Origin of the sequence: Pontibacter korlensis, assembly GCF_000973725.1 — a bacterium.
Lineage (GTDB): Bacteria > Bacteroidota > Bacteroidia > Cytophagales > Hymenobacteraceae > Pontibacter > Pontibacter korlensis.
Genome location: NZ_CP009621.1, coordinates 185,870 through 206,253, shown reverse-complemented (window position 1 = coordinate 206,253; position 20,384 = coordinate 185,870). Strand labels below are relative to the sequence as shown.

Annotated in this window: 19 protein-coding genes; all 19 read left to right on the top strand. The window is 41.0% G+C overall.

Annotated features, from left to right (window positions below; translation table 11 throughout):
* The first annotated feature begins 231 nt into the window (after positions 1-231).
* The 19 genes from porX to PKOR_RS00810 all read left to right on the top strand — a co-directional run bounded on the left by porX (position 232) and on the right by PKOR_RS00810 (position 20,361).
* The gene (gene porX / locus PKOR_RS00900) at positions 232-1,791 is read left to right on the top strand and encodes a T9SS response regulator signal transducer PorX (RefSeq protein ID WP_046308667.1); all 1,560 of its coding nucleotides are present in this window, start codon (positions 232-234) and stop codon (positions 1,789-1,791) included.
* A complete protein-coding gene (gene tsaE, locus PKOR_RS00895) occupies positions 1,784-2,236 on the top strand; it encodes a tRNA (adenosine(37)-N6)-threonylcarbamoyltransferase complex ATPase subunit type 1 TsaE (protein ID WP_046308666.1) in 453 nt (150 codons plus the stop codon). Before porX ends, tsaE begins: the two co-directional genes overlap by 8 nt.
* A 154-nt stretch (positions 2,237-2,390) precedes the next feature.
* A complete protein-coding gene (locus PKOR_RS00890; protein ID WP_046308665.1) occupies positions 2,391-3,617 on the top strand; it encodes an alanine dehydrogenase in 1,227 nt (408 codons plus the stop codon).
* Positions 3,618-4,037: 420 nt separating this feature from the next.
* Positions 4,038-5,342: a Vi polysaccharide biosynthesis UDP-N-acetylglucosamine C-6 dehydrogenase TviB gene (tviB, locus tag PKOR_RS00885; protein ID WP_046308664.1), complete on the top strand. Its 1,305-nt coding sequence runs from the start codon at positions 4,038-4,040 to the stop codon at positions 5,340-5,342.
* 45 nt (positions 5,343-5,387) lie between these two features.
* Positions 5,388-6,437: a dTDP-glucose 4,6-dehydratase gene (rfbB, locus tag PKOR_RS00880; protein ID WP_046308663.1), complete on the top strand. Its 1,050-nt coding sequence runs from the start codon at positions 5,388-5,390 to the stop codon at positions 6,435-6,437.
* Between the two features lie 14 nt (positions 6,438-6,451).
* Positions 6,452-7,312, top strand: a complete 861-nt coding sequence (rfbA, locus tag PKOR_RS00875) for a glucose-1-phosphate thymidylyltransferase RfbA (RefSeq protein ID WP_046308662.1) — start codon at positions 6,452-6,454, stop codon at positions 7,310-7,312.
* Between the two features lie 94 nt (positions 7,313-7,406).
* On the top strand, positions 7,407-7,811 hold the full coding sequence (locus PKOR_RS00870; RefSeq protein WP_046308661.1) for a sugar 3,4-ketoisomerase: 405 nt from the start codon (positions 7,407-7,409) through the stop codon (positions 7,809-7,811).
* Positions 7,804-8,226: a sugar 3,4-ketoisomerase gene (locus tag PKOR_RS00865; protein ID WP_046308660.1), complete on the top strand. Its 423-nt coding sequence runs from the start codon at positions 7,804-7,806 to the stop codon at positions 8,224-8,226. Before PKOR_RS00870 ends, PKOR_RS00865 begins: the two co-directional genes overlap by 8 nt.
* 36 nt (positions 8,227-8,262) lie before the next feature.
* A complete protein-coding gene (locus PKOR_RS00860; protein WP_046308659.1) occupies positions 8,263-8,811 on the top strand; it encodes an acyltransferase in 549 nt (182 codons plus the stop codon).
* The gene (locus PKOR_RS00855) at positions 8,808-9,911 is read left to right on the top strand and encodes a DegT/DnrJ/EryC1/StrS family aminotransferase (protein WP_046308658.1); all 1,104 of its coding nucleotides are present in this window, start codon (positions 8,808-8,810) and stop codon (positions 9,909-9,911) included. The genes PKOR_RS00860 and PKOR_RS00855 overlap by 4 nt, the downstream gene beginning before the upstream one ends.
* A 573-nt stretch (positions 9,912-10,484) precedes the next feature.
* A complete protein-coding gene (locus tag PKOR_RS00850) occupies positions 10,485-11,987 on the top strand; it encodes an O-antigen translocase (RefSeq protein WP_046308657.1) in 1,503 nt (500 codons plus the stop codon).
* Positions 11,988-12,926, top strand: a complete 939-nt coding sequence (locus PKOR_RS23265) for a glycosyltransferase family 2 protein (protein WP_052738652.1) — start codon at positions 11,988-11,990, stop codon at positions 12,924-12,926.
* A 149-nt stretch (positions 12,927-13,075) separates the two neighbouring features.
* Positions 13,076-14,248 carry a glycosyltransferase gene (locus tag PKOR_RS00840; protein ID WP_046308656.1) on the top strand — a complete coding sequence of 391 codons (1,173 nt, stop codon included), beginning with the start codon at positions 13,076-13,078 and terminating at the stop codon, positions 14,246-14,248.
* Between the two features lie 38 nt (positions 14,249-14,286).
* On the top strand, positions 14,287-15,354 hold the full coding sequence (locus tag PKOR_RS00835; RefSeq protein WP_052738651.1) for a glycosyltransferase: 1,068 nt from the start codon (positions 14,287-14,289) through the stop codon (positions 15,352-15,354).
* On the top strand, positions 15,354-16,481 hold the full coding sequence (locus tag PKOR_RS00830) for a glycosyltransferase (RefSeq protein WP_052738650.1): 1,128 nt from the start codon (positions 15,354-15,356) through the stop codon (positions 16,479-16,481). Before PKOR_RS00835 ends, PKOR_RS00830 begins: the two co-directional genes overlap by 1 nt.
* Positions 16,478-17,671 (top strand): glycosyltransferase family 4 protein, encoded by a 1,194-nt coding sequence (locus PKOR_RS00825; protein ID WP_046308655.1) that lies wholly within the window; start codon positions 16,478-16,480, stop codon positions 17,669-17,671. The genes PKOR_RS00830 and PKOR_RS00825 overlap by 4 nt, the downstream gene beginning before the upstream one ends.
* A complete protein-coding gene (locus PKOR_RS00820) occupies positions 17,668-18,333 on the top strand; it encodes an HAD family hydrolase (protein WP_046308654.1) in 666 nt (221 codons plus the stop codon). Before PKOR_RS00825 ends, PKOR_RS00820 begins: the two co-directional genes overlap by 4 nt.
* Positions 18,317-19,171, top strand: coding sequence for a hypothetical protein (locus PKOR_RS00815; RefSeq protein ID WP_046308653.1), 855 nt, complete (start codon positions 18,317-18,319; stop codon positions 19,169-19,171). The genes PKOR_RS00820 and PKOR_RS00815 overlap by 17 nt, the downstream gene beginning before the upstream one ends.
* Before the next feature lie 2 nt (positions 19,172-19,173).
* Positions 19,174-20,361 (top strand): hypothetical protein, encoded by a 1,188-nt coding sequence (locus PKOR_RS00810; protein WP_046308652.1) that lies wholly within the window; start codon positions 19,174-19,176, stop codon positions 20,359-20,361.
* Positions 20,362-20,384: the final 23 nt, after the last annotated feature.

Below are 20,384 nucleotides of genomic sequence, written 5' to 3'. Positions count from 1 at the left end.
GCTTCCAAACGTGTATACGAGTAGTGCTGTAGCTCATGTCAACAGTAAACTGTTGGTGCCATGCATTTGTTTGCTCTGCTGCTGCCATTAAAGGTTCAGGGTAAACAGAAAGCTTGTGCCTGTACCATTCAAGCCTTTGTTTGCCCGCTTGGCATGCTAAAACCGGTAGTATAAACAACTAACGTGTATATTTGTCTACCTATTAACTAATTCACTACAAAGAATAAAACTATGCAAAGATACAATATTTTATGGGCTGATGATGAGATAGACCTCCTTAAGCCGCACATCCTTTTTCTGGAGGATAGGGGCTACGACATTACGCCTGTAAACAGTGGGGCAGATGCTATAGAAGAGTTTCGTGACCGCAGTTTCGATGTGGTGTTCCTGGATGAGAACATGCCCGGCATCAGCGGACTGGAGACTCTTAATGAGCTGAAAGCCATACGCCCTACCGTGCCTGTCATCATGATCACCAAGAGCGAGGAGGAGCATATCATGGAGGAGGCCATTGGTTCTAAGATCACGGACTACCTGATCAAGCCGCTTAATCCGAACCAGATCCTGCTGTCAGTAAAGAAAGTGCTGGATAACAAGCGCCTGGTGAGTGAGAAGACGAACATGAGCTATCAACGCGACTTTCGCCAGTTGGGAATGGCCTTTGGTGAGCGCCTGAGCCAGCAGGAGTGGGCCGACATCTATAAAAAGCTGGTATACTGGGAGCTGGAGATAGACGAAACGGAGAATAAAAGTATGGCCGATGTGATCAACATGCAAAAAGACGAGGCCAACTCTAACTTCGCCCGTTTTATTATGGATAATTATGAAGACTGGATGAATGGTGATGAGGATGCCCCGCTGATGTCGCACCAGCTGTTTAAGGAGCGTGTGTTCCCGCTGATGAAGGAAAGCGACCGCCCCGTATACTTTGTGTTGATTGACAACCTGCGCTACGACCAGTGGAAAGTGCTGGAGCCGCTTATCTCTGACTACTTCACTATAGACTCAGAGGAGATGTTCTACTCCATACTTCCTACTACCACGGCCTATGCCCGAAATGCTATCTTCTCGGGTATGTTGCCAACTGAGATTCAGAAGCGTTACCCGAACATGTGGGTGAGCGATGATGAAGAGGAAGGAAAGAACCTGCACGAAGCAGACTTCCTGGATATACAGTTTCAGCAGAACCGTGTGACTGACAAGTATAGTTACCACAAAATTACGAACGTGCAGGCTGGCCGTGACCTCTTGAGCAAGTTCAGCAACCTTGACAATAATAAGCTGAATGTAATTGTATACAACTTTGTGGATATGCTCTCGCATGCTCGTACCGATAGTAATATGGTGCGCGAGCTTGCGCCGGATGAGTCTGCTTACCGCTCTATTACCAGGTCCTGGTTCCTGCACTCGCCTTTGTTTGATACTTTGAAAGCTATCGCTGAGAAAAAAGGCAGGCTCATTATTACCACCGACCACGGTACCATTCGAGTAAAAAGACCATTCAAAATCATTGGTGACCGCAATACCAACACAAACCTGCGCTACAAGCATGGTAAGAACCTGGGCTACACTGATAAAGATGTATTCACAGTTCGCAAACCTGAACGATTTTTCTTGCCAAAAGCCAATGTTTCCACTACGTTTGTATTCGCGATAGAAGATTACTTTTTTGCCTATCCGAATAACTATAACTACTATGTGAACTACTACAAAGATACCTTCCAGCACGGAGGGGTGTCGCTGGAGGAAGTGATCATACCATACGTAACGCTTACACCGAAGAATGTATAACACCGGAGTTGAAAGAGCTCAAATAAAGATGTCGTCGTTGGAAGACTTACCAGCGGCGGCTTCTGTGCTTTTAGAGGAGGCTGCTTCGGAGCCTATTATTTTGTTTGAAGGGCCGATGGGCGCTGGCAAAACAACATTGATAAAAGAGTTGTGCAAACAACTGGGTGTGCAGGAAAATGTTAGCAGCCCTACCTTTGCCCTTGTAAACGAGTATGAAGGCGAGCACGGGAAACTTATTTACCATTTCGATTTTTATAGGATTAACGATGAGCGTGAGGCGCTGGATATTGGTGCCCCGGAGTATTTCGAGTCCGGAAGGTTGTGCCTGATTGAGTGGCCCTCTATGATTCCGAACCTGTTGCCTGACCATTATCTGCTGGTACAACTTCAGCCAAATGCAGAAGGCAGTGAAAGAAGTATGGTAATTAGCAGGGTAGAGGGATAAAGAAGAGGCACGGGGTATTTCTTAGCGGCTTTCTTCTAAAGCTATAAAAGTATAGTGTGTTCCGGGAAGGTAACGGGGCGCAAGTATAACAGATAAGTGCAGCTCCTTCGGTTTCTATCAGAAACCCTTGACTGAAGCTATTAACAAACAAAATATGACGGAGAAGTTCGCCGTAGAGTTAGGTAAGATTGCTACAAGCCAAGCCTTGTACCCGAAAGAGTCGATGCTGGCGGTAGAGGACAGGCGCCGAAGTCTTTTTATAGGCATTCCAAAAGAGTCATCGTTCCAGGAGAATCGCATTGGCCTTACACCGGACTCGGTAAAGCAGCTCATCGACCAGGGACATCGTATTCAGATAGAGGCAGGCGCCGGTAGCCCATCCAAATACTCAGACAATGAATACTCCGAAGCGGGTGCTAGAATTGTATATTCTACTGAAGAAGTATACGAGGCGGATATTATCTTGAAAATTGCTCCTCCTACTTACGACGAAATAGAATACCTGCGCCCGGGCCAGACACTGATCTCAGCCCTACAGTTTGGCAATTTAACCTCCGATTATATTAACGCCCTGTTACGCAAGAAGATCAATGCAATTTCCTTTGAGTTGATCCGCGATAAGTCTGATGCCAAGCCAGTAGTGCGCGCTATGAGCGAGATTGCCGGTAGCACCGTGATGATGGTAGCTGCCGAGTACCTGAGCAGCAGCAATGAAGGCAAAGGTATTATATTAGGAGGTATCACCGGCGTAGCACCAACTAAAGTAGTAATTCTTGGAGCTGGTTCTGTAGCTGAATTTGCAGCTCGTGCCGCCTTAGGTTTAGGCGCAGAAGTAAGAGTGTTCGACAATCACATCTACAAGCTCCGCCGCCTGAAGCATAACGTAGGAGCGCAGATCTTCACCTCTACGCTTGATAAAGCCATTATGTATAATGAGATCAAGCAGGCCGATGTAGTAATAGGTGCTTTTGTAGCTGATGAAGGGCAGATAACGTGCGTGGTTGAAGAAAGTGTGGTGGCGCAGATGAACCCTGGCTCTATTATCATTGACGTCTGCATCGACCAGGGCGGCTGCTTTGAAACCTCCGAGATCACCTCCCACTCGCGCCCAATCTACCGCAAGTATGATATTATCCACTACTGCGTGCCTAACATCCCTTCCCGCGTGCCGCGCACGGCTTCACAGGCACTAAGCAACATTTTTACACCTATTTTCACAGAGTTTTCCAAGTATGGTGGCATTAACGAGGTGCTTTTTATGAACGAGCATTACCGCAGCGGCGTCTACATCTACAAAGGTAGCCTGACCAATGCGCATATTGCCAAGAAGTTTGGCATGCGCTATAAAGAACTGGGGCTGATGATTGCGGTAAGGAATTAGGGTTCTGCAACAAGAAATACCTTGTTTTTTGTCCTCTTCTGTTCCATATTCTGTACAGGCTATTTCGCAAAGGAAGGGTAAGTAGGTGTAACGTTGTTGATATTAGCTTATCATTATGCTGCTGATTTATCACAAGATTTTCTTTTACAGAATTTAGAATTGCACTAATTTGCAAGCACGTTACAAAATTTCTAAAACAAGCTTATGGTATTTCCTCTCTTGGACAGTTCTCTGTCATGCCAGAAAACATCAAACTCACATAATGGGATGTTAGTACCTCTGGAATTCTATCAATAAGATTCTTGTGTAGTTTTGAGTGGTTAAGCTATTAGCACTCTTCTATGTAAAAAGAAGGGGAGGATAGATAACGGAATTGTCAGAATATTAGCAAATAATCAGATTTTCAATATAAGAAAAGTAATGTCTGTAAGAACTGAGTTAGAGAGTGCTAAAATAGCAGTTATAGGATTAGGTTATGTCGGACTACCTCTTGCTGTAGAGTTCGCCAAACAATTCAAAACCTTTGGTTTTGATATCAATAAGCAACGGATTGAGGGGCTCAAGCAGGGGCATGATCATACCTTGGAGGTGTCTGATGAGCAGCTGACTGAGGTGCTGACGCAGGATTGTTCCGCTGATAAAGGCTTGTTTTGCACAGATGAACTGCAGCAGATTGAGCAGTGCAATTACTTTATTATTACTGTTCCTACGCCGGTGGATAAGCACAACCGTCCGGACCTTACGCCCCTTTTTAAGGCAAGTGAGACAGTGGGAAAGGTGCTGAAGAAAGGCGATATTGTTGTTTATGAATCTACCGTTTATCCAGGTGTGACAGAAGAGGAGTGTGTGCCAGTTCTGGAGCGGGTGTCAGGCCTGAAGTTTAACGAGGATTTTTTCGCGGGCTACTCACCAGAACGTATCAACCCCGGCGATAAAGAACACACCGTAGCTAAAATTCTGAAGATTACCTCAGGCTCAACAACTGAGGCTGCCGACAAAGTAGATACACTTTATAATGCCGTGATCACGGCCGGGACACACAAAGCTCCTTCTATAAAGGTAGCTGAAGCAGCTAAAGTTATAGAGAATGCCCAGCGCGATATTAATATTGCCTTTGTGAATGAGCTGGCTAAGATATTCAACCGTTTAGGGATTGATACAGATGAAGTGCTGCAGGCTGCTGGCACTAAGTGGAATTTCCTGAAGTTCAAGCCAGGCTTGGTTGGAGGACATTGTATTGGTGTTGATCCGTACTACCTGGCTCAAAAGGCACAGGAGGTGGGATACCATCCGGAGATTATACTTGCCGGTCGCCGTTTGAATGACGGTATGGGAGAATACGTGGCCCACGAAGTGGTTAAACTGATGGTGAAGAAAGATATTCCGGTGAAGAATGCTAATGTGTTGGTGCTGGGAATTACGTTTAAGGAGAATTGTCCTGATGTGCGTAACACGAAGGTGGTGGATATCCTCCACACGCTGAAGGATTACCAGATGAATATCACCATTTATGATCCATGGGCTGAACCTGCGGAGGTGAAACACGAGTACGGTTGGGAATCAGTAGCAGATCTGGATAGTTCTGCTGCATATGACGCCGTGATCCTGGCTGTGTCGCATAAGGAGTTTGAACAGCTGGATATGAATAAACTTACTAAGTCTAATGCAGTGGTTTATGATGTGAAGGGAGTTCTGCCAAAGGAAATAACTGACGCAAGATTATAATTACTGTAAAAGCAAAGCTACTATAATCTTTACAAAGACATAAGCATGAAGGTATTGATTACAGGGGGGGCTGGTTTCATTGGTTCTCACGTGGTGCGGCTGTTCGTTACCAAGTACCCGCACTACCAGGTCTACAACCTCGACAAGCTCACCTACGCGGGCAACTTGGAGAACCTCTCCGACATCGAGGACAGGGAGAACTACACCTTCCTCAGGGGAGACATCGTGGACGCAGGCTACCTGGAGGAGATCTTCTCCGGGTATAAGTTCGACGCGGTGATCCACCTGGCGGCCGAGTCGCACGTGGACCGCTCCATCTCTGACCCCTTGGCTTTCGTCGAGACGAACGTGATCGGCACGGTGAACCTGCTGAACGCGGCCAGGAGGCACTGGAAAGATGACTTGGGCAAGCACCTGTTCTACCACATCTCCACCGACGAGGTGTACGGCTCGCTGGGCGAGCAGGGGCTCTTCACCGAGTCCACGGCCTACGACCCGCGCTCCCCGTACTCAGCCTCCAAGGCCTCTTCCGACCACTTCGTCAGGGCCTGGCACCATACCTACGGCCTGCCGGTGAAGGTGTCCAACTGCTCGAACAACTACGGCCCGAACCACTTCCCCGAGAAGCTCATCCCGCTGGCGATCCACAACATCAAAAGCGAAAAGCCGGTGCCGGTGTACGGTAAAGGAGAGAACGTCAGGGACTGGCTCTACGTGCTCGACCACGCGAGGGCCATCGATGTGATCTTCCATGAGGGCAGGGTGGGCGAGACCTACAACATCGGCGGGGTGAACGAGTGGCGCAACCTGGACCTAATCCACTTGCTCTGCGATGTGATGGACCAGAAGCTGGGGCGCGAGAAGGGCCACTCGAGAAAGCTCATCACCTTTGTCAAGGACCGCGCCGGCCATGACCTGCGCTACGCCATCGACTCTTCGAAGCTGATGCGTGAGCTGGGCTGGAGGCCGTCGGTGACCTTCGAGGAGGGGCTGAGCAAGACGGTGGACTGGTACCTGGAGAACCCCGGGTGGCTCGAGAGCGTCACCTCCGGAAACTACCAGAGCTACTATGAGCAGCAGTACACAAACAGATAAGATTTGAATTTCAGATGAAAGGAATCATACTTGCCGGGGGCTCCGGCACACGGCTTCACCCTCTGACTTTGGCGGTGAGCAAGCAGCTCATGCCGGTCTACGATAAGCCGATGATCTACTACCCGCTCTCCACGCTGATGTTGGCTGGCATTAAGGAAATCCTCGTCATCTCCACGTCTCACGACCTGCCCATGTTCGAGCGACTCTTGGGCGATGGCTCCAGAGTCGGCTGCCGCTTCAGCTACGCCGTGCAGGAGGAGCCCAATGGGCTGGCGCAGGCCTTCGTGATTGGCGAGGAGTTTATCGGTGGGGACAAGGTGGCCTTGGTATTAGGAGATAACATCTTCTACGGCTCGGGCATGGGACCACTTCTAAGACAGAATATTAATCCTGATGGTGGAATAATCTATGCTTATCACGTGCACGACCCGGAGCGCTACGGGGTGGTGGAATTCAACGAGCAGATGCGTGCCGTCTCAATTGAGGAGAAGCCCAAGCAGCCCAAGAGCAGCTACGCTGTGCCCGGGCTATACTTCTATGATAATGAGGTGGTGGAGATTGCTAAAGGCCTGGAGCCGAGCGCGCGGGGCGAGTACGAGATCACAGACGTCAATCGCGAGTACCTCAAGAGAGGCAAGCTGCAAGTGGGCGTGCTCAATCGTGGCACCGCCTGGCTGGACACGGGCACGATTAAATCTCTAATGCAGGCGGCCACCTTCGTGCAGGTGGTGGAGGAGCGGCAGGGCCTGAAAATCGGATGCATTGAGGAGGTTGCCTGGCGCATGGGCTTTATCTCAGACGAGCAGCTTCGGGAGATTGCCCAGCCCCTGAGAAAGAGTGGCTACGGCGAGTACCTGCTTGAGCTGAAGAAATAGCTTAAATTGTTAGCTTTTTAAAGCCAGCATTAAAATATGGTGAGGGAAGTACATGTTATTTCTTTTTCATTTTTAATAGACTATTCTCCTTAGTATGAAAGCATATATAATAGAACTCCCTAAAATATTAGACCCACGCGGCAATCTTACTTTCCTGCAAAACCCACAGCAAATCCCCTTTAGTATTAAAAGAGTATTCTGGACATATGACGTGCCAGGAGGCGAGCAAAGAGGGGGCCACGCCTATAAAGAACAGGAGGAGGTGATTGTGGCTTTAAGTGGCAGTTTCGATGTCATAATTACAAACCCCGATGGGTACAGTGAAAAGTTCTTCTTAAACAGAAGCTATTATGGGTTATATGTTCCTGCTAGGACATGGAGGCATATGGAAAACTTCTCAACCAATGCTCTAAGTCTACACATGTCAAGTCGAATGTATGACGGTGACGACTACATAAGGGATTTTGAAGAACTGAAAAATAGACATACACATGAATAAGCTCACGGTGTTTGACTGTAATTTAATTTATTTACCACAAGTAGGGGATAGAAACGGCCATATTACTGCTATCAATAATGAAGTAGAAGTGCCTTTCGAAGTAAATAGGGTCTTTTATTTATATGATATTCCTGGTGGAGAGTCAAGAGGGGCGCATGCTCACAAAGCTTGTCATCAGTTCCTGATCGCTGCGAGTGGTGCTTATGAAGTGCTTTTAGATGATGGAAACTCAAAAAGGCAAATTTTACTTAACAGACCAAATTACGGTTTGCATATCCCTCCAGGTATATGGGCGTCAGAAGTAAATTTTTCGGCTGGCGCTATTTGCCTGGTCTTAGCTTCTCATGCATATGATGAGCAGGACTATATAAGAGAGTATAATGAGTATGTTGAGTATAGGCAGGAGGATAATTAAATTTCTCTAAGTTAGAGATTATAGATATGTAATGGCATGATACACCCACTTTCTGATGTCCAATCAACCCAAATAGGGGAAGGGACAAAAATTTGGCAGTTTGCAGTTGTTCTAGAAGGGGCCGTTATAGGTGCAAACTGTAATATTAATTGCCACACATTTGTTGAAAATAGAGTCGTTATAGGAGACAATGTGACTATAAAAAGTGGAGTTTACCTTTGGGATGGAGTGATAATAGAGTCTGACGCTTTTATTGGACCCTGTGTTACTTTTGTTAATAACCCATTCCCCCGGTCAAAACATTACCCTGAGAAACATATTGGCGCTAAAGTTTGTAAAGGAGCTTCAATAGGGGCAAATGCAACAATAATGGGAGGAATAATTGTAGGGGAGTATGCTATGGTTGGAGCTGGTAGTGTTGTAACAAAAAATGTTCCTCCTAGAGCTTTGGTTGTTGGAGTACCTGCAAAAGTTATAGGATGGCTTAATGAAGATGGTACTAAAATGAGGCATGATGGGAGCTACTATATAGGCAGTGATAGTTCTAAATGGCATGTAGTTAATAATAATATTGAACAATTATGAATATCCCATTTTTAAATTTTGAACCGATGCATTCGGCTATCAAAACTGAAATGCAAAAAGCATTTAAAGAGGTTTACGATAGCTATTGGTATGTGATGGGGCAGCAGCTGATTAAATTTGAGGAAGCATATTCTCGGTTTAATGAAGTAAAGTGTACTGTTGGTGTGAGTAACGGACTTGATGCCTTGCACTTAGCGTTAAAAGCTCTAGGTGTTGGTCCCGATGATGAAGTGATTGTTCCTTCTAATACCTATATAGCGACAGCTTTGGCTGTATCTTATGTGGGGGCAACACCGGTGTTTGTTGAACCTAATTCTAGCACTTACAATATAGAACCGGCTAACATTGAGGCGGCTATAACCAGCAAAACAAAGGCCATTATGCCTGTTCATTTGTATGGGCAGGCTTGCGATATGGTCACCATTATGAACATTGCACAGAAGCATGGACTTTTTGTTGTGGAGGATAATGCTCAGGCTCACGGAGCAACTTTTGCGGGAAAAGTTACTGGTAGTTGGGGACATGCAAATGGTACAAGCTTTTACCCGGGCAAAAACTTGGGTGCCTTGGGAGACGGAGGCGCTGTTACAACAAATAATATTGCTGTTGCTGAACAAGTTAGAATACTCAGGAACTACGGGTCAAAGATTAAGTACAGCAACGAAATTATAGGCCATAACATGCGATTGGACGAGTTGCAGGCCGCTTTTTTGAACGTTAAATTAGAGTACCTAAAGGAGTGGACTGCTCAGCGTCAGCAAATAGCTGAATGGTATAATGAAGAGCTTGAGGGTATTGATGGTCTAGTACTGCCATACGTTCATCCAGATGCGACGCATGTATGTCATTTATATGTAATTCGAACCAAAGAGAGAGCTAACTTGCAAAAGTTTCTGAACGATAAAGGTATTGGAACACTTATTCATTACCCTATTCCACCACATTTGCAAAAAGCTTATGCTAAATTAGGATATAAAAAAGGTGATTTTCCAATTGCGGAAGATTTAGCAGAAACTTCTTTAAGCCTACCTATCTGGCCAGGAATGAAACAGGAGGATGTAAAGCTGATAAGGACTATAATCAAGCAGTTTTTTCACTAAGTGTTTTATACATAAAACGAAATACTCCATATAATTTATCGTATCCTAGAAAGATTAACAAATCAAATTAACTGATTATCAAATAGTATTTGCCAAGCGTAATTTCTTTCTGAGGAAGATGAAAATATCTATATATTATAGTAAAAAAATCAATTTAGCTTCGTAACTGGAAGATAGGTGCCCTAAAGGAGGTGTATAACTACAATGACATTTTATGTTATCTATAAGCAGTGTTGAGAAATAGAGTTTGTACAGATAAGTGCTTCAGAATATGTTGGATTAGGAGAAGATACCTAATAGGGCAGGGGGTGACCACCATGGATCTTGAAGCCCAAAAGGACATCCTGTAGATTGAGAAAAATTGGCCAAATAGCTAAAGTAACACTAAATAAGAACGTTTGGATTGGTAACAATGTAGTAATTCTGAAAAGTTCTAAATATATGAACAAAATCACTATTGCTGCTGGTGGTGCAGTAGTAGTGGAGAATTTCCTGCCAACGTGACAATAGGAAGAGTACTTGCTAAGATTTTGTAAGAAAAAGTCAAATAGAGTTTATATACTGATGTGAAAAATGAGTAAGGTTATAGCAAGAGGTAGGGAGGGAGCATACCGTAAGATATTTAAAGCTACATCAATATATGGAGGGGTTCAGGTATTTAATATTATTATTACTATAATAAGAACAAAACTTGTAGCAGTGCTGCTGGGGCCTTCTGGTATGGGTATTGTATCATTATTAACAACTACTACTGGTTTTATAGGAGCCATAACCAACTTTGGGCTTAGTACATCTGCAGTAAAGAATGTTTCTGCTGCCTTTTCTACTGGTAATTCAAGAGAGCTAGCAGTTACAGTGGCTGTGTTTCGTCGGTTGGTGTGGTTTACAGGCTTACTCGGCTTTGTACTTACCTTAGCGCTAGCCCCATGGCTAAGTAAGATTGTTTTTGACAATAGGGAGTATACTTATGCTTTCTTTTTTGTAGCAGTAACTTTACTTCTTACTCAAGTCTCTGCAGGCCAAGGAGTGATTCTTCGGGGTACTCGAAAGCTGGATTATATGGCTAAATCAAGTGTAATTGGAGCTGTAGCAGGACTTGTTGTCTCTGTACCCTTCTATTATTTCCTTGGTGAAGATGGTATTGTTCCCGCTATCATTCTAACATCATTATCTGCATTATTAGTTACTTGGTATTTCTCCAGAAAAGTTGATATCCCCTCAGTAGAAGTTAGTACAGGAAAGGTTCTAGGCAAGGGGAAGCAAATGTTAAAGATGGGTTTCCTTATCAGTCTTAGTGGTCTAATTACTCTCGGTGTATCAAACTTTGTTAGGATTTATATTAGCAACAAGGGCGGGCTAGCGGAAGTCGGATTGTATAATGCAGGTTTTGCTATAATAGGTACTTACGTAGGTATGGTTTTTACCGCTATGGGTACAGATTATTATCCTCGCTTAGCTGCGGTCGCACATGACAAACATAAAAGCAACCTGGAGATAAATCAGCAGGCGGAGATTGCACTTCTTATTTTAGCACCTATTTTAATGGTATTTCTTGTTTATATAGAATGGGCCATTATATTATTGTACTCTAAAAAGTTCAGTCCCATAACTGGAATGATCCATTGGGCGGCTTTAGGAATCTTTTTTAAAGCAGTAGGCTGGGCAATAGGCTTTCTGATATTAGCTAAGGGAGCAAGCAGAGTGTTTTTTTGGAATGAAATAGTTGCAAATGCATTTATTCTTGGGCTGAACATAGTAGGCTACAATTTATTTGGTTTGACAGGGCTCGGAGTCTCATTTTTGTTTTCATATTTAATCTACTTTTTGCAAGTGTATATACTGTGCAAATATCTATATGCGCTCTCCCTCAGCATTGACCTAATAAAAGTTTTTGTTTATCAATTTGTACTTGCCTTGGCGTGCTTCACAGTTGTGCAGTTGTTGGAAAAGAAATATGCATACCCTATAGGTACTGTCTTCATATTAGTATCAGTATTGTTTTCATGGGTCCAGTTAAATAAGAGATTAGGCCTAATCCAGATCATAAAGAAGGTTCTTACAAAGCTTACTACTTAAATGTCGAATTTGGAAATAATAGAAAGTGAAACACTTGTTTCTGTTGTTGTAGTGACATACAATTCAGCAGCATATGTGATAGAAACACTGGAGAGCATAAAGGAACAAACATATGAGAACATAGAACTAATAATCTCGGATGATTGCTCTACAGATGACACGGTTAAAATATGTAAAGAGTGGTTAAAGGAAAACAGTTCAAGGTTTGTAAGAACAGAATTAGTCACGTCTCCAAAGAATAGTGGTATAGCTCCTAACTTTAACCGGGGAATTGCAGTAGCGAAAGGTGAGTGGATAAAGACCATTGCTGGCGATGATGCCTTATTGCCTAACACCATAGAAGCATACATCAATCACATTATGCAAAACTCAGATACGAGAGTTATACATTCTGACATTGCTATTTATAAGGATGTATTCAAAGAAAGCCAGAGATTACCTGCTAAACCAACGAGTACATATACTATTAATAAACCTAATATTGAAGCCCAAGAACAATTTCAGTTATTGTTGAGACGCTGCCAAATATGGGCTGCAACAGTCATGATAAAAAAGGAGGTGTATGACCAAGTTGGGCATTTTGATGAATCATTACCTATGTGGGAAGACAGGCCAATGTGGCTTAAAATTACCGGGAGTGGTATAAAACTTACATACTTAAATATTATAGGCGCAAAGTATAGAATCAGTTCAAACTCAATTCAAACAAAAGGCGCGCAGACTAAGTTATATTCAAAGTTTGATTTGGATGTAAATAAAGAATTTTACAAAAGGTACTTACACTTTTTACCTTTGCCAGAAAGAGTAAAGAAAAAGATAAAGATTAAAAGAAACCTTCTTCTTGAAAAGTATGGACTGAACAGAAGAAATAAATTAATAATTGCCTTTGTGGCGACAACTAATTTACTGCTCAATACCCTGATCAAGGATAAAGGCTGAGTTGTCAGACTGGAATTGTCCGGCCTTGTTATCTGTTTTGGCAAACCATTTTAGATAATCGTGATACGGTTATTGGTAACGCACTAACCTGAACATATGTAGTATTTGAATCACCTTTTATTGGTGTAAGCACCATACTAAAATCTGTAATGAATATTCTGATTATAACAGAACATTTCCCTCCCTCAAATAAGGTATCTTCCTTTCGATCTGAAAGTTGGTATAGGTATTTCCCGGAATTTGGTATAGAACCTGTTATATTAACATTAAATGAGAAATCAGTGGGGAAAAATATTTACTCTGTTCATGTTAACAAGAGGAAAAGTAATCAACTATCAAAGTTTAAAGTGATTACAGATGGGTTAAATGATTATCTGTTTTTCTCAAAGTCACCTTATTACACTGTCTACAAAAAGGGCTTGGAAGTATGTGCACATTGTAGAATTGATTACATTATTGCCTCGGGAGGCCCATTTGAATTATTTAAGGTCGCACAAGCACTTAGTAAAAGAACTGGTATTCCGTGGATGGCAGATTATAGAGATGGGTGGTCTACTAATGTTACATACAAAAAAGCCGGCCTCAGTAAACGGTTATTAAGTCGCTTTTACTCTGTATTTGAACGCCCAATTGTTCAGTCTGCGGCATTAATTACAACGGCCTCGCCCTCTTATAGAACAGACTTATTAAGGCTATTTCCTGAAAGAGAAATAGCTGTTGTCTATAATGGGTTTATTGAAGAAGACTTTAAAACAATAAAACGTTCTACACCTAAAGATAAAATGGTGATTACTTATTTGGGGACGCTTTACAATTATCAAAAGCTAGAGATTTTTCTTAATGGCGTAAGGGTTTACCTGGAAAAGCATTCTGATGTACAACTCGAGATCAATTTCTTCGGGTTAAATAAATCTGAGCTTCCAAGGTTAGATTTATTTAAAAGTTCATTTCCTGGAGTAATAAAGGTACACCCACAAACTGCGAGGCTTGAAGTTCTACAAGCTGCGGCTAACTCCAGCTTATTACTACTGCTGCTGAGCAAAGACACGATTGCAATTCCTGCAAAGACTTTTGATTATATAGCGTTGAGGGTACCGATTCTGGTAGTGGAGAATGATGAGGATGTAGTTTATGATATATTGAAAGATATACCTTATGTGTCATTTGCTGATCAAAGCGAAGAAGTATTAAAAGTTCTTGAAAATAAAGATACAATAAGTAAAAGTAATAAAGGAGATAATATTATTCCGGAAACTCTGAAGTGGTCTAGACGAGCGCAGGCTAGAAAGCTTGTTAACCTGTTGTATAGTCATAAAGGCTAACTATCTATGAACGGCTGACTTTGGATAATAAGCATGATATGAAAATTATAAGAGTAACAACTTCTCTAGATTTTGGCGGGATAGAAAAAGTATTTGAGCTTCATGCAAAATATTATGATAAAACGCATGAATTAATGTTCGTTTCCTTATGCAATGGGGGATATACCCAAAAAGCAATTGCAGAGTATGGGTACAGTAGTATCGCTCTTGGATTGAAGAAAGCTACAATTCCTTCTTTCGAAGCGATTAAATTGCTGGTTAGGCTTTTTAAAGAAGAAAAGCCGGATGTAGTTCATGCAGCAGGTGCCGAAGCTAACTTTCATGCAACTATTGCTGCAAGGCTAACCGGCGTGAAGAAGATAATTTGTGAAGAAATTGGGATTCCAAATCACAGCTTAAAAGCTAGATTAGTATTCAGGACTGTATATAAATTTGCAAATGCTGTCATTGCTATTTCGAAAGCGGTAGAAGATTATCTTCTGTCATCAGGAGAAGTACCTCGTAAAAAACTTTGGATGATTTATAATCCCATTGAAGATAGTAACGGCAAGCAAGAGTACGGTACTGCTGCAGACAAATTGAGGTTTATAACTGTAGCAAGGCTAGAGCCTGTTAAAAATATTTCTATCTTGGTTAAAGCTTTTAGTAGAATAGTTGCCAAATATCCTGATGCAGAGCTTTTTATATTAGGTAATGGTTCACTTAAAGAAGAACTACAAGATTTATGTAATGCTTTAGGTTTGAGCAGTTATGTTCATTTCCATGGATATATTTCTGATCCTACGCCATATCTTACAGGAAGCCGATTTTTTGTTTTGCCTTCTCTTTATGAAGGGTTTGGATTAGCCTGTGTAGAAGCTATCCAGTGTAATGTTCTAACAATAAGTACCAATTCGGGAGGTATTCCCGAGTTTATTACCGACAAAAAAGAGGGCTTTTTATTCGATCCAAGGAATAGGGATGAATTGGTTGCTAAAATGGAGCAAGCTATTCAACTATCTGATTTAGAATATAATAATATCACTCAAAGAGCTAAGACTAAAGTGAAAAGTATGTTTTCACCAAATGCATATATTCATGAACTCAATCAACTATACATCAGCTAGTGGAGAAGATAAAAATTTTACATTGTATAGAAACGATAGGTTCTGGCGGGGTTGAACGTCGTAGGTTGAGTATAATAAAAGGCCTTGATAGCAGCATATTTGATCATAAGATTATTTGCACGAAGGCAATAAATAATCTACCAAAAGAATTTAGAGAGTTGGGTGTTGAGATTATTGAAATCGGGCAATTTAAATATCCCTTACAACCTGGGAAGTTAAAAGCTGCGCTTGGGATAATAAAAAAATACCAACCAGACATAATACATGGAGCTATTTTCGAAGGGATAAGCATGGCTACGATTGCAGGCACAATTGGTAAGGTCCCTGTACGCATTGCAGAGGAAACTTCATTTCCTAAGAATAGATCTAAGAAAGCTACATATTTATTAAAGACTCTCTTGAAATTTGCTGACTACGTAGTTGCTGTATCACCAAATGTATATAATTACCTTAATACACAAGCAGGGGTTCCTGATGGCAAACTCAAGTTAATAAACAATGGAATAAGCGATGTAAGAAGATCTTCTGATTATGAAATAGCAAATCTTAAGAGTCATCTAGGAATAAGTAGCACTGATATAGTTATAGGCAGTGTAGGGAGAGTATATGATAGTATAAAAAGATTTTCTGATATTCTCAAAGCTGTAAAAATTTTAGATCGAAAAGATATAAAAGTTCTGATTGTAGGTGAAGGACCGGATACATCATCACTCATAAATCTTGCAAAAGAGCTTGGCTTGGAAGAGCAGTTGATAATGGTAGGGTTTCAGCCAGAGACTGCTCTATTTTACTCATTGATGGATATTTTTACCATAGTTTCTGGAGCTGAAGGTTTTGGTCTTGTAGCGGTTGAGGCTATGTTACATTCTCTCCCGGTAATTGCTACAAGAGTAGGTGGGTTAGAATTTGTTGTGGAAGATAATAGTTCTGGGATTCTTATAGATCCATGTTCCCCCCAACAACTTTCAGCAGCATTGAGTAGTCTCATAAGCAACCCATCGCTAGCAAACAAATTTGGTTTGTCTGGAAGAGAAAGAGCTTTAAAAGAATTCAGTGCTGAAAGGTATGTTGAAGAAGTAGAGAGGCTTTATATAGAGTCGCTAAAATCAAAAAAGATAGCACGATGAATATTCTCTTTGTTACCTGGAACGGACCGGAAGTAACCTATATCGAAGGTTTGTTTTTGCCAATATTTGAGGGAATAGCATCCAAAGCTGGCCATAAGTTCCATATTATTCAATATACATGGGGAGATAAGGATAAAATAGAGCAAACAAAAAAACTATGCGAGTCTAAAGGCGTCAAGTTTACATCTGTGGGGATAACACGCAAGCCTGCCGCATTGGGAGTTTTAAAAGCGATCTTCCTTAATAGCCGTGTTGTCAAAGAGTATATAATAAAAAATGGGATAGATGTTGTTATGCCTAGGGCAACTACATCAGCTGCTATATGTTTAAGGGCTATCAAGAATTTAAAACAGGTTAAATTTTTATATGATGCAGATGGACTACCACAGGATGAACGAGTGGATTTTGGAGGATGGGATGCAGAGAGTTTAAAATATAGAATATACAGAGACATTGAGTTTTTAGCGCTGCGTAAATCAGACGCCGTTTTAACAAGATCTTATGCTGCGAAGGAAATACTTGCTTCTAGGGCCGGAGCTGGATTCAAAAAAAATTTAATACATGTCATCACCAACGGTAAGAAATTAGAAGAAGAGCCTCAGTTTAGAACTTCAGTACTACAAAACAAGAAATTTGCCGGACCCAAATTAATCTATGCAGGTTCTATGGGGCCTCAATATTGCCTGCACGAAATGCTACTGATATTCAAGCTAGTGCTTAAGGAGCACCCGGGTGCCGGGCTTACAATTCTTACGGGTAATGTAAAATATGCTTTAGATTTAATTAGTCAGTTACCTGAGATAAAGAATAAAATAGAAGTGTTCAATGTCAAAGCGCAGGAGGTGCCAGGATATTTGCAAGCTGCTGATTTTGGACTCGCACTAAGGGTCCCTTCTTTTTCTATGCTTGCAGTGGCTCCTATAAAGCTTAGTGAATATCTCCTGAGTGGGTTACCTGTTATTGCCACTAAAAGTATAGGCGATACGGAAAGATATCTAAACAACTCAGCTGCAGCCTTTATGATGGAAGATATGTCTGAGCAGAGTTTAAAAAGTGCCGCCCAATGGCTCTGTAAAACCTATCAAAATAACTTGGTTAATATGAAAGCAGAAGCTAGATCAATTGGTAAAAAATATTTTGATTTAGCTCGTACTGTTGCGCAGTATAATAAAGCCATTGATTCCTTATGAGAAACATCGTTTTTTTTGATGTGTGTGGCACGCTTTATAACTCTAATACTACTTATGATTTTTATGAGTTTTTATTTCGGAATCATAAAAAAAGGAGGTTATTGTATGCATGTTTTAAAAGCAAGCTAGCCAAAGCAGTCTGGAAAACATTAGCTCTGGTAGGCTTAAGCAAAATTCCTAGAGCAGTTTCTTTGAGTTTTCTGGCTAACCTAGATGATAATTATGTAAAACAAGAAGCTGTTGCCTTTGTACACAAATGTTTGGAACCACAGAAGAACTTGGCTTTGCACCATAAGTTAATGGATGCGAAGAGAAATGGTAAAACTGTAGTGCTTGTTTCCGCTTCGATACACCCTATAGTGGAGGCTATTGCCACAAAGCTGGGCAATGTAGATTTTTTATGTACATCGTTAGGTGTGGCCAACGGAAAGTACACTGGGTCTGTAGATGAGGATTTAGAAGGAATAAAGCTCGATAAAGTAGAGCAAAAATATGGTATAAAAGACAATGTTACCTGGTTCTACACTGATAACAAAGAAGATTTACCCCTGCTAATGAAAGTAAATCATCCCAATGTAGTTATACGAAAACAAAAAGATAAGCTATTCTGGAGGAAAAATCTAAAACGAACAGATACACAACATTATGAGTTTTTGGCTTAAGTTTTTATTACCTGGTTATTACTATTTTTACTCAAGGCTACCCAGAAAGTCTGAGCAAATTTCTTGGATTATAGTTTTTCCGGCCTTGGTGTTAGTTGGAATTTTGTTAGTCTCAGATGCTAACGCTCTTCATATTATCATTACCTATATAATAGCTAATTTTTGTTGGTTAAATTTTTACGAAATAGGATACCTCGAAAACGATGCTATTACTATTAAACTAGAAAAAGACCCAACTTTAAGAATTCCTCAAAAAGAAATTTTATTTGTACAGAAAAATTTTAACAAATTAACTCTAATAAGGATAATTACGGGGGCAGGCTTGCTGACACTGATATACATTCTACCTGTCAGTAAAATTAGTTTCTTAATGTTTACAATGGCATTAGCAGGAGCAAGACTCTTCTTTTTTCTTCATAATAAGATACGTTCTAGGTTTAACGTACTGACCTATCACCTTTTATCTACAACCAAGTTTTTTGCTTTTCCTTTATTACTACTGCCTAACCATGAACAACTTGTTTCATTACTTATTGCCTTATATCTATCATTTCCATTGCCAAGAACTGTAGAACACGCTGTAAAAATAAGGTACAAATTTGTTAGCTTAAAAAAGATTGTTGGAGACCTAGATACATTTAGATTAAAATATTATTTCGCTTTAATCGCTTTTGCATTAGTATTTTATTTCTTCTCGGATACTTTACTTGCTCGAACGGTATTAGTCATATCTTTATATTATTTTTTTTATAGGTTGGTAGGTTTTCTTATGGTTAGATATGGTGCCTATAAAAGATCAAAGTTTAAGTCTCATGATTGGACAGAGCATAAGTTATAGAGATGGGCATACAAGATATACTTTTTATACTTTTTATACTTTTGCTAGCACATGTATGCATCGAATATCATGTTTTAAAGCTTGGGGAGGAGCACAGGCAAAACTTAACCAATTTATGGTATTACCATTTGCTTTTTGGTGTACTGTTCTTTGCATATATCAGTATTTTTGGTGGTGATGCAAAAGGCTATTGGGCAGGCGATGAAATAGATATCAAATCCTTATGGGCTAAAGGACCTGGAACGTACTTTATTTATATCTTAACCAATCCATTTGCTTACTATTTACAGCTTAGTTTTTTTTCGGGATCAATACTATTTGCCTTCATAGGTTATCTCGGCCTGCAGTTCTTTTACGCTATTTCAGTAACGCATAGTAAAGGTAACTTAAAGCTATTTGGATATAAAGTGTTTCCTTTGCTGTTCTTTTTGCCCAATTTACACTTCTGGTCTTCCGGTGTTGGTAAAGACACCCTTTCATTTTTCTCGATAGGGCTTTTCTCATATGCTTCCTCGAAACCCTTAAAGAGAGGGTGGGCGATAGTAGTGAGTTTATTTTTGATGTACTATGTCCGTCCCCACATTGCCATAATGATTCTCCTTTCTTATGGTATTAGTATCCTAATAGATAAAAGAGTTAATGGCTTGTACAGAGTACTTTTGACTTCGGTTTTTATTTTAGGTTTTGTAGTTTTATTCGATGACGTTATGGAGTATGTTAAATTGGAGGAGGTAAGTACTGATAGTATTGAACAGTTTTCTAGTGCAAGAGCATCAAACTTAAACCGAAGCCATACTGGTTCTGCTATCGATATTACTTCGTATCCTCTTCCACTAAAAATATTTACGTTTCTTTACAGACCGCTGTTTTTTGATGTCCATAATATCACAAGTTTATTAGCTTCATTTGAAAGCTTATACCTACTAGCATTATCTTTTCATACACTAAAAGCCAAACCAATTAAAAAATTTAAATCCTCTCCTTTTCAGATTAAGGCCTTAACTTTATTTCTTATTATAGCGACCTTAGCATTCTCAAGTTTTTTAGGTAACCTGGGGATAATTCTGCGAATGAAGAACATGGTAACACCAGGCTTGCTTTTATTTTGTTTATATAGCTTAACTTATAAAAACAGCTCTAGTGAGTTAAATCAACATGCTAAGACTAAACCTAAAATTCGGCTAGCATAAGTTGAGTGGTTAGAATAACTAAT

Bases quoted from the DNA above. Each gene is read 5' to 3' on its own strand.
- porX (WP_046308667.1), top strand. From the start codon at position 232: ATGCAAAGATACAATATTTTATGGGCTGATGATGAGATAGACCTCCTT.
- tsaE (WP_046308666.1), top strand. From the start codon at position 1,784: ATGTATAACACCGGAGTTGAAAGAGCTCAAATAAAGATGTCGTCGTTG.
- PKOR_RS00890 (WP_046308665.1), top strand. From the start codon at position 2,391: ATGACGGAGAAGTTCGCCGTAGAGTTAGGTAAGATTGCTACAAGCCAA.
- tviB (WP_046308664.1), top strand. From the start codon at position 4,038: ATGTCTGTAAGAACTGAGTTAGAGAGTGCTAAAATAGCAGTTATAGGA.
- rfbB (WP_046308663.1), top strand. From the start codon at position 5,388: ATGAAGGTATTGATTACAGGGGGGGCTGGTTTCATTGGTTCTCACGTG.
- rfbA (WP_046308662.1), top strand. From the start codon at position 6,452: ATGAAAGGAATCATACTTGCCGGGGGCTCCGGCACACGGCTTCACCCT.
- PKOR_RS00870 (WP_046308661.1), top strand. From the start codon at position 7,407: ATGAAAGCATATATAATAGAACTCCCTAAAATATTAGACCCACGCGGC.
- PKOR_RS00865 (WP_046308660.1), top strand. From the start codon at position 7,804: ATGAATAAGCTCACGGTGTTTGACTGTAATTTAATTTATTTACCACAA.
- PKOR_RS00860 (WP_046308659.1), top strand. From the start codon at position 8,263: ATGATACACCCACTTTCTGATGTCCAATCAACCCAAATAGGGGAAGGG.
- PKOR_RS00855 (WP_046308658.1), top strand. From the start codon at position 8,808: ATGAATATCCCATTTTTAAATTTTGAACCGATGCATTCGGCTATCAAA.
- PKOR_RS00850 (WP_046308657.1), top strand. From the start codon at position 10,485: ATGAGTAAGGTTATAGCAAGAGGTAGGGAGGGAGCATACCGTAAGATA.
- PKOR_RS23265 (WP_052738652.1), top strand. From the start codon at position 11,988: ATGTCGAATTTGGAAATAATAGAAAGTGAAACACTTGTTTCTGTTGTT.
- PKOR_RS00840 (WP_046308656.1), top strand. From the start codon at position 13,076: ATGAATATTCTGATTATAACAGAACATTTCCCTCCCTCAAATAAGGTA.
- PKOR_RS00835 (WP_052738651.1), top strand. From the start codon at position 14,287: ATGAAAATTATAAGAGTAACAACTTCTCTAGATTTTGGCGGGATAGAA.
- PKOR_RS00825 (WP_046308655.1), top strand. From the start codon at position 16,478: ATGAATATTCTCTTTGTTACCTGGAACGGACCGGAAGTAACCTATATC.
- PKOR_RS00820 (WP_046308654.1), top strand. From the start codon at position 17,668: ATGAGAAACATCGTTTTTTTTGATGTGTGTGGCACGCTTTATAACTCT.
- PKOR_RS00815 (WP_046308653.1), top strand. From the start codon at position 18,317: ATGAGTTTTTGGCTTAAGTTTTTATTACCTGGTTATTACTATTTTTAC.
- PKOR_RS00810 (WP_046308652.1), top strand. From the start codon at position 19,174: ATGGGCATACAAGATATACTTTTTATACTTTTTATACTTTTGCTAGCA.